Source organism: Lutibacter oceani (assembly GCF_003384935.1).
GTDB lineage: Bacteria > Bacteroidota > Bacteroidia > Flavobacteriales > Flavobacteriaceae > Lutibacter > Lutibacter oceani.
Genome location: NZ_QTTQ01000010.1, coordinates 371,238 through 387,324, shown reverse-complemented (window position 1 = coordinate 387,324; position 16,087 = coordinate 371,238). Strand labels below are relative to the sequence as shown.

The window sequence follows — 16,087 nt, the reverse complement described above, 5'->3', positions numbered from 1 at the left end:
ACTGTATTATTAAACATATATTTTAAATATTTTTAATACTAGTTTATAGGATTTTATTTGTAAATGTTAAAAATATGCTGCATATTTGAATATTAATTCAAAAAAAAGAACGCCTATATAACACTTTTACTTTTTATAAAAATTATAAAATACACATTTAACCCCTATAATGTATTTAAATTATGGAAAGAAAAGTTATTGCCGATAGCGTTTTAGTAAGCAACTATATTAACGGAAACGAAAAGTCTTTAGAAATATTAGTTATTCGTCATAAACAACGAATTTTTAGTTTTATTTTGTCTAAAGTTTTAGATAGAGAAATTGCAGAAGATATTTTTCAAGATACCTTTATTAAGGTTATAAACACTTTAAAAAGAGGTGCTTATAACGAAGAAGGGAAATTTTTACCCTGGGTTATGCGTATTGCACATAATTTAGTTATAGATCATTTTAGAAGAAATAAAAGAATACCAACTTTTAGAAATACTGATGAATTTGATATTTTTACAGTTATAAGTGATGAGGTTTTAAATGTAGAAAAGCAAATTATTAAAGATCAGATTTTAAATGATATTAAAGGTTTAATTGTTGAACTTCCAGAGGATCAAAAGGAAGTGTTGATAATGCGTATGTATAAAGACATGAGCTTTAAAGAAATTGCTGAAAATACCGATGTAAGTATTAATACAGCGCTAGGAAGAATGCGTTATGCATTAATTAATTTAAGAAAGTTAATAGAAAAACATAATATTATTTTGGTAAACTAATACTAAATGTAATTTTTCGTCGTTACTATAATATAAACCAGTAATATATGATGAAACTTTACACTAAGAAGTCTCTTTCAAAGGAGCAACCAAGACCTGAAATAATTCAATATTTGTTAAATTATTCTAAGCAAATGAGAGTAATTAAAACCAACAAAAACGACTATATTGAATTACATTTGAATTAATGTTCTTTGAGCCCATTTTTAACCGAAAATGGGCTTTTTATTTTAAAATGGATTTTCTTCCAATTGTTTTTGTAATAATATCTTTTTCAATATCCCAACCTCTCGCAGGTGAATATTCACGACCATAAAATATAATTTGTAAATGTAATTTGTTCCATAATTCTTTTGGAAATAATCTTTTTGCATCTTTTTCGGTTTGAGCAACATTTTTACCATTGCTTAAACCCCATCTATACATTAATCTATGAATATGAGTATCTACTGGAAATGCCGGAACCCCAAATGCCTGGCTCATTACAACACTTGCAGTTTTATGTCCAACGGCAGGTAAAGCTTCTAAATCTTTAAAATTTTGAGGTACTTTACCATTGTGCTTTTCAATTAATATTTTTGATAAACCATAAATTCCTTTAGCTTTCATTGGAGATAAACCAACAGGTTTAATAATTTCTCTAATTTCTTCTACTGAAAGTTTTACCATATCGTAGGGATTATCTGCTTTTGCAAATAAAATGGGAGTAATTTTATTTACACCTACATCTGTACTTTGAGCAGACATTAATACAGCAATTAACAATGTATATGGGTCTTTATGATCTAATGGAATTGGAACCTTAGGATATAATTTTTCAAGTGTATCAATTACAAATTGAACTTTTTCTTTCTTTGTCATTTTTAGTATCTTTACAAAAAGCTAAAATACAAATTATGATAACATTAAAAGCAGGTGACAAGGCACCATATTTTGAAGCACTTGATCAGGATGGAAATACTATAAAACTAAGTGATTATTTAGGAAAAAAGTTAGTAATTTTCTTTTACCCAAAGGCAAGTACTCCAGGTTGTACCGTTGAAGCTTGTAATTTAAGAGATAACTATCAAACTTTTTTAGCAAAAGGCTATGCTATTTTAGGTGTTAGTGCTGATTCAGCAAAGCGTCAACAAAATTTTATTAATAAAAACGAATTACCTTTTCCTTTATTGGCAGATGAAGATAAAACTGTAATTAACGCTTTTGGAGTTTGGGGACCAAAAAAGTTTATGGGACGTGAATATGATGGTATTCATAGAACTACTTTTGTAATTGATGAAAATGGAGTTATTGAAAATGTAATTGCTAAAGTTAAAACAAAGGAACATACCAGCCAGATATTAATATAAAATATTCGTTTAGAGTAATTAAATTGATATTAATTAAGTGATTCAGCGTTGAACTGAAGATTTTCTTAATTATTAATTTGAAGTTTTATGAGTTTAAAATTATTATTTTAATTTGAATTTTCTCTTTTTAAAATAAGCCGAAATACTTAAAATAAATAAACATACAACTACAATATATACCCAATTAGGAATTGGTATTGGATCACCTGTAGCATAGGAATGTAAGCCAGACAAATAATAATTTACACCATAATATGTCATTATAACACTCGCTAATCCAAAAATAGTGGCTACATTATAGGAATATAATCCAAATAATTTTGGAATTATTCTCATATGCAAAATAAAAGCATAAACCAATATTGTTACTAATGCCCAGGTTTCTTTTGCATCCCAACCCCAATATCTTCCCCAAGATTCATTTGCCCATACACCTCCTAAATAGGTACCTATACTTACCATAACTAAACCTCCAATTAAGGTTAATTCACTTATATAAGACATTTCTTTAATAATTCTAACAATTCTATCTTTATTAGATTCATTTATAAACAACATTAATATTAAGTTTATAATTCCAATTATAGCACCTAACATTAAAAATCCATAACTCCCAGCTTCTAATGAAACATGAATTGTTAACCAATATGATTTTAATACGGGTACTAATGGCGTGATTTCCGGATCCAAAAAACTTAGCATAGAAACCAATAATATAATTGAAGCTAAAACCATTGTTGCTGCTAAACCACCAAAAGATTTTCTAGTAAAAATAATTCCAGCAAGAGTGGACGTCCAAGCAATGTAAATCATAGATTCATACCCATTACTCCAAGGTGCTCTTCCCGATACATACCATCTAAAACCTAGTCCAATTGTATGAAAAATGAAACCAATTAGGACTAATGTGAATAAGATTTTATAGGCTAGTTTTAAGTTTTTACTTGGTTTAAAAACTGATAAAAATAAAAAGAATAAAAATGCAAGCCCTAATATAAAATAGAGTAGTGCTAAACGACTAAAAACTTGAGAATTATTTAGTAGTATTTCTATATTAATTTTTGATAAAGAAGGCATAATTGCTCCTCCATTTTTAATTTGATATTCTTTAAGTTCGTTAATTAGATTATTTGCTTCACTGTAATTGTTAGTATGCATTGCATCATTTAACATTTTACTATACGAACTGAAAAATTTAGCGGCTATACTATTTTGAGATTCTGAATGATTGTGATTACCTGAACCATGATTAGATAACCAAGTGTTATTTGGATCGTTTACGTTAGGTACAATTTTTAATAAAGTTCCTGAAAATAGCATACTCAAAATATTAACTTTCTCATCTATTTTAAGCAATTCCTTTTCGTAAACACCCCTATCTACGGGTTTTAAATTATAAACATTACGAACCTCATCTTTTAATTTATAAACACCATTTTGGTCAAAAAAATCTTTATAGGATATATATTTGGTAGTAGCACCTAATTTTGCTGAAATATCTTCGTGTTTGCCCAATTTCACAATTTTCACATCATACCAATCACTACTATTTGCATACATGCTTAAAACAATTTGCTCAGAACTTAGCCCATATAAACTTTCTTTTCTCGCTAGTTTTCTTAATATTTCACGCGTAAGTGTATGCACAGGTTTCATTCTACCTCTAAAATCTTGCACAACAAGTTTGCTGAAATTATTAGCGTGATTAATGTCTATTATATGTGTAACTTTTAAATCTTCTTTATTTAATTGTGCAAATGTTGTAGAAGATGTTATTGAAAATAATAAAACAAATATGAGTGCAGTGTTTTTTGCTCTCATTTTTTTTATTTTCTGTAAAACTGTATAAAACCTTGTTTTTTTGCTGAAAAAAGTGAGTAACAGACCTATTGTTAAAAGTATATATCCAATATAGGTAATTAAAGTACCCCAATAATCGTTGTTAACACTTAAATAAGTACCTTTTTCATCTTTATCAAAAGATGATTGAAAAAAACGATAGCCATTATAATTCAAAATATTATTCATAAATATTCTAAAATCTTTTTTAATATTTTTATTAGTATCAACTAGTTGAACTTCACTTGCATACGATGAAGCGCTGTTTGTACCAGGGTATTTATCCAATATAAAATCTTTTAATTTTATAGTAAAAGGTACTTTTATTTCTTTGGTACCGTAGGACGCAGATAACTTTAAATTTTCAAAATTTAATATTTCAGGTCTTCCAGGTGATCCTTTTTGTCCGTATAAATAAGTTTCTTGAATTTTTCCATTTACAGAAATAGCAGCTAAAAGAGCTACTTTACTGCTACTACTTACTTTTGGGTTTTCAGATTCAATTGTAGCATTTCCATTTTTAGTAAATTCTGGTAAAACAAAATTATTTAACCCATCAGAGTACAATGAACGAAGTAATAAGGGTTGATAAGTATTTGAAGGGTAAATAGTATCTTTTTTTTGAGTTGCCATTACCATTTGAGTAAATACCTTATTAGTTTTAAAAAATAAGGAATCATTTTTATATAAGATGTTAATTGCATTTGGAAGCATATTTTTACTAAAATTGAAGAACAAGTTTCCAAACTTGTTTTGCTCACCTTCTTTTATAAAATATTCTTCTCTACCATTCGTTCCAGCAACTACTACCTTTAAAGTTGCGGTTCCATTTAAACTATTAATTAATTTTTGAGTTGGATTTGGAATAAACTCTTTTATTGTAACATCAATTAAATCATTTTCAATTAAATAGGAGTCGTGCCAATTGTTATTTCCTAATGTTGCAAATAATACTTCTTCATTAAATTCGAAAGTTTTACCATTTTTAATGACTTTAAATTTTAGAAAGTTTGTTGAAGATAAAAACGTATTTGAAGAATCATTTTCTCTTATGTGCATAATACCTTCAAATCCGAAATAGCGTGTAATACCAGCACCAATTAAAATTAAAATAATAGCACCATGAAATAGTACTAGAGCCCATTTTTTTTGTTTAATCATTTTAAATTTAACAATATTAACAACTATTGAAATACTAAAAAATAAGAGTAATAGTTCAAACCAAAATGCTTGAAATACTACCTTTTGAGCTGAACTTGTTCCGTAATCATTTTCAATAAATGTTGCAATACCAATTGCTGCTGCGAATAATAATATATATAATCCAGCAGCTCTTGTGTTAAAAAGAGCTTCAAAAATTTTGTTGAATATGTTTATAATTTTCTTCATTTAAACGAATATTAGACTGGTTAATTTTAAAATTTTAGGTTAAGGTAGTATTATTCCGTTTTCTAAAATTAAATCATATTTATATCCTGCTCCAAAATCTTTGTTTAAAGAAACAGTTGCTTTTAAAGTGATAATTGCATCTTCAGGAATGAAAGTATCTGATGTAATTACAAGATCAAAATCATCTTTACTGCCGTCTTTTAAATGTATCCAATTTCTGTTCATAATATTAGCATTTGATTTTACACAAACACCACTTATTTGAACTGTTTTTCCTTCTAAATTTTTAGCATTTTTTACCAATTCTGAAATTTTCATAGAACCTTCAACTTCAATTTTATTTACAGTAGTTTTAATTGGAGCTGGCGTTGCTTTTGTAGTTTCTTGTTTTGTAAGTAATTGGTTGCTATTACTTGTAGTTTTTTTAGTGCTTGAATGATTTGCAGCCACTAAACTACCTGATATTAAATATATTTTTTCAAAAACTCTATTAAAATCTTTACTTTCATAGTTTGTTTTTAGAAGCCCTCCTTTATAATAATATGTTTCGCCTATTGCAACATCCATTAATCTTGTTGCTATCCAAAATTGCTCATCATTTTCAGTCACATTCATATACAAATACTTAGAAGTCTCTAGAATTTCATTTACTTTAACAGTATGTAAATCACCATTAAAAGTGCTTGTTCCAGTTGTACTTGGCTCAATTTTATTTTCATCAGAAAAAATACCACTGCTTTTTTCAGAACCGATTGCTTCATTTGATGCTTCTATTACTTTCGGACCAGTATTACAAGCCGATATACTTATTATAATAAATGCAATTATTGTAGTGTTTTTTAACTTTAAAATCATAATTAAAATATTTTAGTTTTTCTTTTATTTTTAAATCGTTTAGAAATTGATGTGTTAATTCTGTAATTATTTTTTTCTCCAGATATTACAGACATTTCTCCAAATAAATTAAATTTTAAGCTCTTGCTAATTCGCAGCGAAAGGCTAGAGCCATAATAATTTTGTTTATTTGTTGAATTTTCATTAAAATAATCATAATCAACCATTCTAAAATAAAAATCTGCACTTAGTTTGTTTAGAATTAGTTCTCTTGAATGTCGGATAGAAATGATTGTACTTTCTAAATAATTAGAAGTGTTTTTATTAAAATTAATGGAAAGTCGACCTCCAATACCTGGAATTTTAGAGGAACTCATATAGGCGTTTATATTATTAGATTTATTTTGTGTTGAACTTTGAAACCTTTTACTATAGCTTGCTCCAGCATACAAAAATTTTGTTGGTTTTAAATTTAATCGTAGCCTTAATCCTTGTCTAGCTTCATTATCATTCAAAAGTCGTTCTATTTCAGTTTGAAATGTTTCATAATACAGAATTCTTTTTCTGGAATCATATGAAACCATTAAATCTAATTTTCTACTAAATTTATATTTTGCTGAAGCATACAAATTTGTAAGATCTATAGTGTTTGAAGTCAGAGTATCAACCTTATTATATAAGTCAAATTCCATCGAAGAAAAAAGAAATAATTTTTTTAAAACGGCACTAGAATGTTGAAAATAAGCATACCTTCTATCAATTAATCCTTTATTAGTTTGTTGTAATATGCCTAATGTTGTTTGAGATTGAAAATTTTGATTATTTGTAATTCTTCCAAAATAGCCACCATATTCAAGTAAATCTGAATTAAAATTATAATCATTAATGTCAGGTCTAAAGCCAGCTATAATTCCAACATAGCTATTGCCAAAAAACTTTTCAGCTTGCAAACCATCAATTGCGCCTAAAGATGATGTTTTATTGTTTATTTTTCTACCAACAGTTAAGAGAAATGTTGGTGTAATATCATATTTTAAAGCTAAATTATAAATATTGAATACATTTTCTCTCTGACGTACTGCACTATCTTTTGATTGAAAATATTGCCTATAATTTAAATAAGTCTCCAAAGAAATTTTAGAATTATCAATGTTTTGCGCGTTTATTGAAAAACGATACATCATGCGATGGCTATTATTATTTGATGGTTTAAAATCACTATAGCTGGCAACAGATAATTTGCCTCTTATTCTTTCAATAGCATCTAATTCTTTTTCAGATTTTTCTATGTTTTTAATAATTTTTTTATTTTCAATAATTATAGTTTTTTTATCAATTTCTTCTTTTTTTGAATCATTATTAGTGTAATTATGATAAACAATAGCACCTTTTTCTATTTCACAGTTAAATAATGAAATACAGATAACAGATTTGGAAGACTTGTTTTGCACTAATAAACAAGGTTTTTCTTGATTTAAAAACTTGAGAGTATCACCAATATTAATGTTTTTTGTATTTTCAAATTTCACATAAATATTTTTTGAATTTACAAACGAAACCTTTCCTGTAATTAAAATATCTTTGTCTTGCCCAAATAGTTTTGGGCATAATAACATCAAAGGCATAAATATTAATATCGTTTTTAATTTCATTTTTAGTATTTAATCTCTTCCATCCGGGTGGCATCTATAACAAGCGTTACTCTCATATACATATCCGTTTTCACCTCTATGATCACTATCTACTTCTGCTTTATTACTATGCTCGTGACAATCTATACAACTAAAAGTTGCATAGTTATTTGTAGTATGACAATCTGTACATTTATCCCATTCTCCTTGATGTTTTCCACTATAAATTGGAAAATATTGACTATCGTGATCAAAAGTAGCCGGTGTCCATCCACCAGTTGTATGGCAGGCATTACATTCTGTTGAGAAACCAGCACTTTGATGATCAGGATCTGAGGTTGTATTAAAATCATTTAAGTGACAACTTACACACTCAGGAGATGCATCAGCATAATTATTGGTTATATGGCATTGCTTACAGTCATTAATATCATGTCCTAAAGTAAGCGGGAAAAAGTCGTGATCAAAAGTAGCCGGAGTCCATCCACCAGTTGTATGGCAGGCAGTACATTCCGTTGAGAAACCAGCACTTTGATGATCAGGATCTGAAGTTGTATTAAAATCATTCAAGTGACAACTCACACATTCAGAAGATGCATCAGCATAATTTGATGTTGTATGACATTGTTTACAGTCATTAATATCATGTCCTAAAGTAAGCGGGAAAAAGTCGTGATCAAAAGTAGCCGGAGTCCATCCACCAGTTGTATGGCAGGCATTACATTCTGTTGAGAAACCAGCATTTTGATGATCAGGATCTGAGGTTGTATTAAAATCATTTAAGTGGCAACTCACACATTCAGAAGATGTATCTGAATAATTTGAGGTTGTATGGCATTGCGTACAGTCATCAATATCATGACCTAAAGTAAGCGGGAATGAATCGTGATTAAAGGTTGAAGGTGTCCAACTATTTTCGGTATGGCAATAAGTACAATCAGTAGAAAAATTAGATGCACTATGGTTAGGTTCCGTTGTACTATTAAAATCTTCTAAATGACATCCTACGCAATCAGTAGGTGTATTATCATAAGTTCCATATTTAGGTTTATGACAGGCTACACAATCATCTGAGATTTCTGCATGTGCCCCGTTTAAAGCATAAAAATCGTGATTCCAATTAGCAGGAGTCCAATCAGGATTAGTTGTATGGCAAGTAATACAATCTGTTGAAAACTGTGCGTTTGTATGGTTTGGAATTTCAGAATTATTAAAATCATTTAAGTGACAACTCACACATTCAGGAGATGCATCAGCATAATTTGAGGTTGTATGGCATTGTGTACAGCCATCAATATCATGACCTAAAGTAAGCGGGAATGAATCGTGATTAAAGGTTGAAGGTGTCCAACTATTTTCGGTATGGCAATAAGTACAATCAGTAGAAAAATTAGATGCACTATGGTTAGGCTCCGTTGTACTATTAAAATCTTCTAAATGACATCCTACGCAATCAGTAGGTGTATTATCATAAGTTCCATATTTAGGTTTATGACAGGCTACACAATCATCTGAGATTTCTGCATGTGCCCCGTTTAAAGCATAAAAATCGTGATTCCAGTTAGCAGGAGTCCAATCAGGATTAGTTGTATGGCAAGTAATACAATCCGTTGAAAACTGTGCGTTTGTATGGTTTGGAATTTCAGAATTATTAAAATCATTTTGATGGCAGGTAATACATTCAGGTGAAGTGTCACTAAAATTATTAGTTTTATGACATTGTTTACATTCCTGAATATCGTGGCCTAAAGTTAAAGGAAATTTATCATGATTAAAATCACCAAGTGACCAAGTTGTATCAAATGCGCTATGGCATTCAGTACAATTAAGTGAAAAATCTGCAATTGTATGGTTAGGATTTATAGTTTCATTAAAATCGCTTTGGTGACAATTAACGCATTCATTCCCCAATTTATCAAACCTTAAGTTAGTTTCAGAAGTATGACATTCTACACAATTTAAACTTGTATGTGCTCCAATAAGTGGAAAGCCATTTTGTTCATGCAATTCAGGGATGTTATCTACATTCCAGTTTTGTGCAGTATGACATCTTGCGCAATCATTACCTACAGATGCACTGTGCATATCTGTATGACAAGAAATACATTGATTTTGAACTTCTTCAAATATTAGTGTTGTATGACATTCTTTACAATTAATTTCGGAATGTGTTCCTTCAAGGTTAAAATCGGTTAATTCATTATGGTTAAATTTTAATGTTTGTATATTAACATTCCAACTTTCAGAAGTATGGCATTGGGCACAATCTACAGTTAGCTCTTTCCCATGAGGAGATTGAGCTAATAGTTGCATGCTTGCAAATACCACTAATATTATTGATGACAATCTATACATTGGAATTTTTCAATTTTATAATTAAAACTTGTATTAATTGTATCTATAGCACTTATAGAAGCTATATGACATTTATTACATTCAATTTCTGCATGTTTTCCTTCTAAAGGAAAAGCAGTAGTATTATGATCAAATTTTTCAGGAACCCAACTTTCTAAAATATGACATCTTACACACTCTGTCTCCCCATTTATTTCAAATTGATCCCCATGTTTATTTTCGTGACAACTAGTACAATTAGTCTCTAAATTTGAAAATTTCTGATTGAATATATCTTTTGACTCATTATTGGTAATGTGACATTCTCTACAATCAGCTTCAAGATGTTTCCCTTCTAAAGGCCAATTTGTTGTTTTATGGTCAAAACTTATACTTTGCCAAGTTTCATTTACGTGACAAGTTGTACAGTTATTATCAGGGTAATATTTTTTATCTATATAATCTTTATGAATATCTTCATGGCATTCAACACAGGTAGTCCCTATATTTTTAAAAGTCCATCGATCATCTTCTTCACTAATATGACAAGCAAAGCAAGGAGTTGCAACATGGGCTCCTTCTAATGGGAATTGTGTTTCCTCATGTCTTTCAAAAGTAAAAATACTTGTGTCAAAGCCATTTTCAAGAGTATGACAACTATTACAATCAGGTGAAATATTATTTACATTAAATTCATTTTGATGATAATCTTCATGACAACTATTACACGATGAAAAATCTATTGCTTCTGTAAATCTTTTATCATGACATTGTTTACAATCAACTTGGTTATGCAATCCTTCAAGAGGATAATCTGTTACATTATGGTTGAAAAAATCCATAGATTTTAAAGAAACAAAACTTGATTCAATGTGGCATTTAACACATTCATTGCCAAATTTACCTTCATGTTTATCTGTATGGCATTCAATACAATTATTTTCTTCTACATTTTTAGTGTTTTGAAAAACGAGTAGAGGATTTGAAGTTTTGTCATGGCAACTAAAGCAATCAATTTTTTTATGACTTCCTTTTAATTTAAAATTAGTTGTATTATGGTTAAAATTTTGGTTACCATTAAATGCTGAAAAAGATTCTTCTGTATGACATTGAGAACACTTTCCTTGTAGTTGGTTATTATGAGCATCTTCATGACAAGATTTACAATCATTAAAAGCAATATTGTTGAATTCTTGAAAATCTTTACCATCTTTTGTAGTTAACTGGTGGCATTCTTTACATTCAACTTTTTCATGTTGGCCATTAAGAATATAATCCGTTTTTGAATGCTCAAAATTTGAAGCAGGAGAGAAGGATTCAATGTCATGGCAAGATGCACAATCGTTTGAAGAAAGTGTTTCTTGGTGATAATCATCATGACATGATAAACATTTTGTCTCTAATCCTAAGAAAGTTTTCTCTCTTTTTTTAATATCTAAATCCTCAATAAAATCGGAAACATGGCATTTTCTACAATCAATTACTTCATGTTTACCTTCTAAATTATATCCAGTAAGTTTGTGGTTGAAGTTTTCTTCATCAAAACGAACCATCTCAAATTTTAAACCATGGTGCTCGCTATGACATTTAAAACAATCTTTATCTTTTACATCAAAACTATTATGATATCCTCTTTCTTCAGAAATTAGTGATTGAATATCTTTATGGCAATCTAAGCATTTTGCGTTTGATACTTTTTCTCCTAAATCATGACACAGCATACAGTTACTCATTCCTTCTAATTCTGAGTGGGCTTTACTTAATTTCCCAGGAGAAATTTGTCCATAGTTATATGAGGTATTTAATAATAAAATAAGGATAATATGTTTAAAATACCTACGCATTCATTATTTATGTTTTTTCATGATGTAATTAAAACGTTTAGAAATTTCAACTCCAGCTTTTTGTAAAAATGCAGTTGGTAATTCACCACCTGCAAAAATATACACGAGATCATTTTCAATTTGCACCACATTTTCATTGTTAGAAAATTTAACAAGCACTTCATTATTATTGATGCTAACCAGATTTGAATTGAATAGCATATTTATTTTTTTGTTGTCTATTGCCTGTTGAATTTTCAACTTATTTTTGGGTTTTAATCTATTAAACTTATCATTTCTATAAGAAAGTGTTACATTATTGGCATCTATTAATAATAGAACAGTTTCAATCGCAGAATCCCCACCACCAACTACAATAATATTTTTATTTTTTATTCTTTCTGATTCAATGAGTCTATAAGCAACCTTCTCAGAATCTTCACCAGGAATATTTAATTTTCTTGGAGTTCCTCTTCTTCCAATAGAGAGTAACACGTTATTACAAATGAATTCTTCTTCTTTATTAGTAATAATTTTAAAGGTGTCATTTTCAGAAGGAATAATTTTTTCGACTTTTGTATGTTCTAAGATTTTTAAATCATGTGATGATATTACTTTTTCCCATAATTGAAGTAATTCATCTTTAGATGTTTCAAAAAGTTTTACTTTTCCATATAAAGGCAAGTCCATTGGAGCTGTCATTACAATTTTTTTTCTAGGAAACGTATAAACTGTTCCTCCCAGCGAGTCTTGTTCTAAAGTAAGAGAAGATAAACCATGTTTTTTAGCCGCCAAAGAAGCTGAAATTCCAGCTGGACCTGCGCCAACAATTATAACGTCTAATATATTTTCTTTTGAAGATTTTTTGTTTTTTAACATGTTTTCAATAGCTTGTTGACCTTGTTCAACACTGTTCTTTATTAGGCCCATTCCTCCTAATTCACCAGCGATATAAATACCTTTGCTATTGGTTTCAAAATTTTGGTTAACATGTGGTAAATCAACACCTCTTTTTTCTGTTCCAATACGAAGTGTTATTGCTTCTACAGGACAGGCATGAAAGCAAGCACCGTGACCAATACAGTTAGATGTTTGTATTACAGTAGCTTTGCCATTTGCTATTCCTAAAATATCTTTTTCAGGGCAATCTTCTATACAAGCGGCACTTCCAATACAAGTGTTTAAATCAATATAAGGATGTAGTGAAACTGGTTCAAAAAGCCCTTCCTCTTTAGCGGTAGCTACTTTTTTTACAACAATACTAGTTTCGTTTTTTTTCTTTTTTAAATAAAAAAAGACTGTTATTAAACATATAAAAAAAACAACACCATAAACTACTATTTGTTCTAAAATTACATCTTTCATTAAAATATCCATTTATATCCAAAGGCAACTGTTACACCAATATGAATAATTAAAATAATGAGCATAATAAGAGCAAAGGGCAAATGTGCTACATGCCAATATTTAAAAAGCCTTTGCATAGTTTGTAATCTGGCAATTCTACCTGAAAGAATTTTTTCCTTTACAACCATTTTTATAATAGAATTTCTTTCAGGCTTAGGAATTCTTTTTGATTTCAAAATTTTTCTTAAATTTCGTATTGAAATTTTGGATTCAGATAAGTTTTGGTTAGCATCCGTAGCACTTACAATCATATTTATTACATTGTTGTCTAATTCAAATTTTTCGTTTAAAACTAAAGTTAAATCCGTTTTCATATTATGAACTTCACTTAAACTTAGTTCCCTACCTTCAATAGATCGAGGTATTTGTATATAAATAAATCTTCCAACAACACCACTCAATACTACAGCTACCATACTCCAAAAAGCAATTGATACTATACCGTTAAATTTAAAAGTCGTATGAAAAAGAATTAAAATGGGTCCTAAAGTGCATAAAAAAATATGAAATTCTAAAAGGTATTTTAAGCGAATATATTTTGCTAAAAAATGATACCTTTTTCTTGCAATATAAATTGCTACACCAAAAGTAATCATAAAGGTTCCTATAATACCAATACCTTGTCCAAAGAGACCACTTGATTTAAACCAATTATGATTAGGATGATAAAATCGTTCTTCTAAGGGAGTATTGTAATAGCTGTAACCTACATATGAGAGGTATATAGTAACAACGATAACTATTAAAGACATAATTGCAATATAAATAGTATGTGTTAAAGTTTTCAACTTAAATAAAGGAGGATTAGGGGTTAGTAAATATTAACAATTGATTTATAAATAAACATTTGTTGTATTAATTATAACAAGTGATTTTTAATTTACCCTACTTCAAACTCAATTTTTTTATGTTTAACTTTTTATTGAATTATTATTAAAATAATGTTTTATGAAATGATTTAGCTCTAATATAGTTTTTAAGATTTTTTTGAGAAAAAGATATTAATTTCTTAGGGTATCTCATTATTAAATTGTTTTAAAGTAAAACGAAATACTTATAACATATTTATATGAATTTAAAAATAGCAATCCTTTTTCTTTTTATTGGAAGTTACACAATGTATTCTCAAAATTGGAATACAAATTTTGATGATGCCAAAAATTTAGCACTTAAAGAAAATAAAAATATTATTTTGGTATTTCAAGGTTCCGATTGGTGTGCGCCTTGTATAAAATTAGATAGAGAAATTTGGAGTACTCCTGAATTCATAAAATATTCTAAGCAACATTTTATAATGTTTAAAGCAGACTTTCCTAGAAAAAGTAAAAATAGATTAACGGAGAAACAACAAATACAAAATAAGAGACTTATGGAAAAATATAATAAACCTGGTTATTTTCCTTATGTTGTTGTTTTAAATAAAAAAGGGGAGGTTTTAGGAAATACTGGTTACAAAAAAACAACACCTTCTGAATATATAAAAATACTCATTTCATTTTAAAGATGCGCTTAAAAAATAAATATAAATTTTTAGTTGTTTTTCTTTTATTAACGACTTCTTTTTATAGCCAACAAATACATAGAAAAACATTAAAATTAATGGGAAGCCGATTTGATATTTCGGTGGTTGCTAATGATACAGTTAGTGCCACTAAGTACATTAATTTAGCCATAAATGAAATTTCAAGAATTGAAAAACTAATATCTTCTTGGGATACCAATTCTCAAACATCAGAAATTATTAAAAACGCTGGTATTAAACCTGTAAAAGTTGATAAAGAATTATTTGACTTAATTGAAAGATCATTAGCTATTTCAAAATTAACTGATGGAGCTTTTGATATTAGTTATGCTTCAATGGACAAAATTTGGAAATTTGATGGTAGTTTAAAAACAATGCCTTCGGAAGAAGAAATAAAAAAATCTGTTTTAAAAGTTGGCTTTCAAAATATAATTCTTGATAAGGAAAATTCAACAGTGTTTTTAAAATTAAAAGGTATGAAAATTGGGTTTGGTGCTATTGGAAAAGGGTATGCTGCTGATAAAGCAAAAATGCTTTTAATTTCAAAAGGTGTTAAGGCTGGTATTATTAATGCCTCTGGTGATATGAATACATGGGGAAAACAACCCAATGAAAACGATTGGAAAGTAGCAATTACTAATCCATTAAATAAGAATAATGCATTTGCTCTTTTACCAATTTCAAATAAGGCAGTTGTAACTTCAGGTGATTATGAAAAATTTGTAACATTTAATGGTAAGCGCTATTCTCATATTATTGATCCCAGAACTGGTTATCCTGCAAGTGATATAGTTAGTGTTTCTGTTTTTGCACCTAAAGCTGAATTAGCAGATGCTTTAGCCACTTCAATTTTTGTTATGGGAACTGAAGTTGGACTTAACCGAATAAATCAATTAAACAATATTGAATGCATAATTATTGATAATAAAGGTGGTATCCATAATTCTAAAAATATAAATATTAATAAAATATGATTAAAAAAATTTGTGTATTACTAGTAATTAGTTCTTTAACTGCTTCTTGTGTGGCAGTTAAAGAATATGAAAAAGTTTATTTGAATGATCCAGATATGTTATTAGCATCAAAAAAAGCGTATAAGTTTGAAACTAGCTTTCAAGTTTATAGAGAGGCAGCTTCTGGAGCTAATGGAGGGAAATCAGGTGGTGGTTGTGGATGTAATTAATTTAAATAA

At 28.7% G+C, this 16,087-nt stretch carries 13 protein-coding genes; 5 read left to right on the top strand and 8 right to left on the bottom strand.

The window, feature by feature from the left end; all coding sequences use genetic code 11:
- The first annotated feature begins 182 nt into the window (after positions 1-182).
- On the top strand, positions 183-767 hold the full coding sequence (locus BX611_RS07195; protein WP_181897238.1) for an RNA polymerase sigma factor: 585 nt from the start codon (positions 183-185) through the stop codon (positions 765-767).
- A 225-nt stretch (positions 768-992) separates the two neighbouring features.
- Here BX611_RS07195 and nth read toward each other — a convergent pair whose 3' ends face one another.
- The gene (gene nth / locus BX611_RS07190; protein WP_115879646.1) at positions 993-1,628 is read right to left on the bottom strand and encodes an endonuclease III; all 636 of its coding nucleotides are present in this window, start codon (positions 1,626-1,628) and stop codon (positions 993-995) included.
- 35 nt (positions 1,629-1,663) lie between these two features.
- Here nth and bcp point away from each other — a divergent pair, with 35 nt between their 5' ends.
- Positions 1,664-2,116, top strand: coding sequence for a thioredoxin-dependent thiol peroxidase (gene bcp, locus BX611_RS07185; protein ID WP_115879644.1), 453 nt, complete (start codon positions 1,664-1,666; stop codon positions 2,114-2,116).
- A gap of 102 nt (positions 2,117-2,218) precedes the next feature.
- Here the strand turns inward: bcp and ccsA are convergent, their stop codons facing one another.
- From ccsA to BX611_RS07150, 7 genes are read right to left on the bottom strand one after another with little or no spacing between them, the layout of a single operon-like run.
- Positions 2,219-5,344 carry a cytochrome c biogenesis protein gene (ccsA, locus tag BX611_RS07180; RefSeq protein WP_115879642.1) on the bottom strand — a complete coding sequence of 1,042 codons (3,126 nt, stop codon included), beginning with the start codon at positions 5,342-5,344 and terminating at the stop codon, positions 2,219-2,221.
- A 39-nt stretch (positions 5,345-5,383) separates the two neighbouring features.
- Positions 5,384-6,199, bottom strand: coding sequence for a GW dipeptide domain-containing protein (locus tag BX611_RS07175; protein WP_115879640.1), 816 nt, complete (start codon positions 6,197-6,199; stop codon positions 5,384-5,386).
- Between the two features lie 2 nt (positions 6,200-6,201).
- Entirely contained in the window at positions 6,202-7,830 is a 1,629-nt protein-coding gene (locus BX611_RS07170) for a hypothetical protein (RefSeq protein WP_147296405.1), read from the bottom strand.
- A 9-nt stretch (positions 7,831-7,839) separates the two neighbouring features.
- Positions 7,840-10,155 (bottom strand): hypothetical protein, encoded by a 2,316-nt coding sequence (locus BX611_RS07165; RefSeq protein WP_220344136.1) that lies wholly within the window; start codon positions 10,153-10,155, stop codon positions 7,840-7,842.
- Positions 10,143-11,987, bottom strand: a complete 1,845-nt coding sequence (locus BX611_RS07160; RefSeq protein ID WP_115879634.1) for a cytochrome c family protein — start codon at positions 11,985-11,987, stop codon at positions 10,143-10,145. The genes BX611_RS07165 and BX611_RS07160 overlap by 13 nt, the downstream gene beginning before the upstream one ends.
- A gap of 3 nt (positions 11,988-11,990) precedes the next feature.
- Positions 11,991-13,331, bottom strand: coding sequence for an NAD(P)-binding domain-containing protein (locus BX611_RS07155; RefSeq protein ID WP_115880473.1), 1,341 nt, complete (start codon positions 13,329-13,331; stop codon positions 11,991-11,993).
- The gene (locus BX611_RS07150; RefSeq protein WP_115880471.1) at positions 13,331-14,125 is read right to left on the bottom strand and encodes a hypothetical protein; all 795 of its coding nucleotides are present in this window, start codon (positions 14,123-14,125) and stop codon (positions 13,331-13,333) included. Before BX611_RS07150 ends, BX611_RS07155 begins: the two co-directional genes overlap by 1 nt.
- Before the next feature lie 317 nt (positions 14,126-14,442).
- Between BX611_RS07150 and BX611_RS07145 the strand changes: the two genes are divergently transcribed.
- The 3 genes from BX611_RS07145 to BX611_RS07135 are packed head-to-tail and all read left to right on the top strand — an operon-like array spanning position 14,443 to position 16,078.
- A complete protein-coding gene (locus tag BX611_RS07145; protein WP_115879632.1) occupies positions 14,443-14,874 on the top strand; it encodes a thioredoxin family protein in 432 nt (143 codons plus the stop codon).
- A gap of 2 nt (positions 14,875-14,876) precedes the next feature.
- A complete protein-coding gene (locus tag BX611_RS07140) occupies positions 14,877-15,869 on the top strand; it encodes an FAD:protein FMN transferase (RefSeq protein ID WP_115879630.1) in 993 nt (330 codons plus the stop codon).
- Positions 15,866-16,078: a DUF4266 domain-containing protein gene (locus BX611_RS07135; protein ID WP_115879628.1), complete on the top strand. Its 213-nt coding sequence runs from the start codon at positions 15,866-15,868 to the stop codon at positions 16,076-16,078. The genes BX611_RS07140 and BX611_RS07135 overlap by 4 nt, the downstream gene beginning before the upstream one ends.
- The last annotated feature ends 9 nt before the right edge of the window (positions 16,079-16,087 follow it).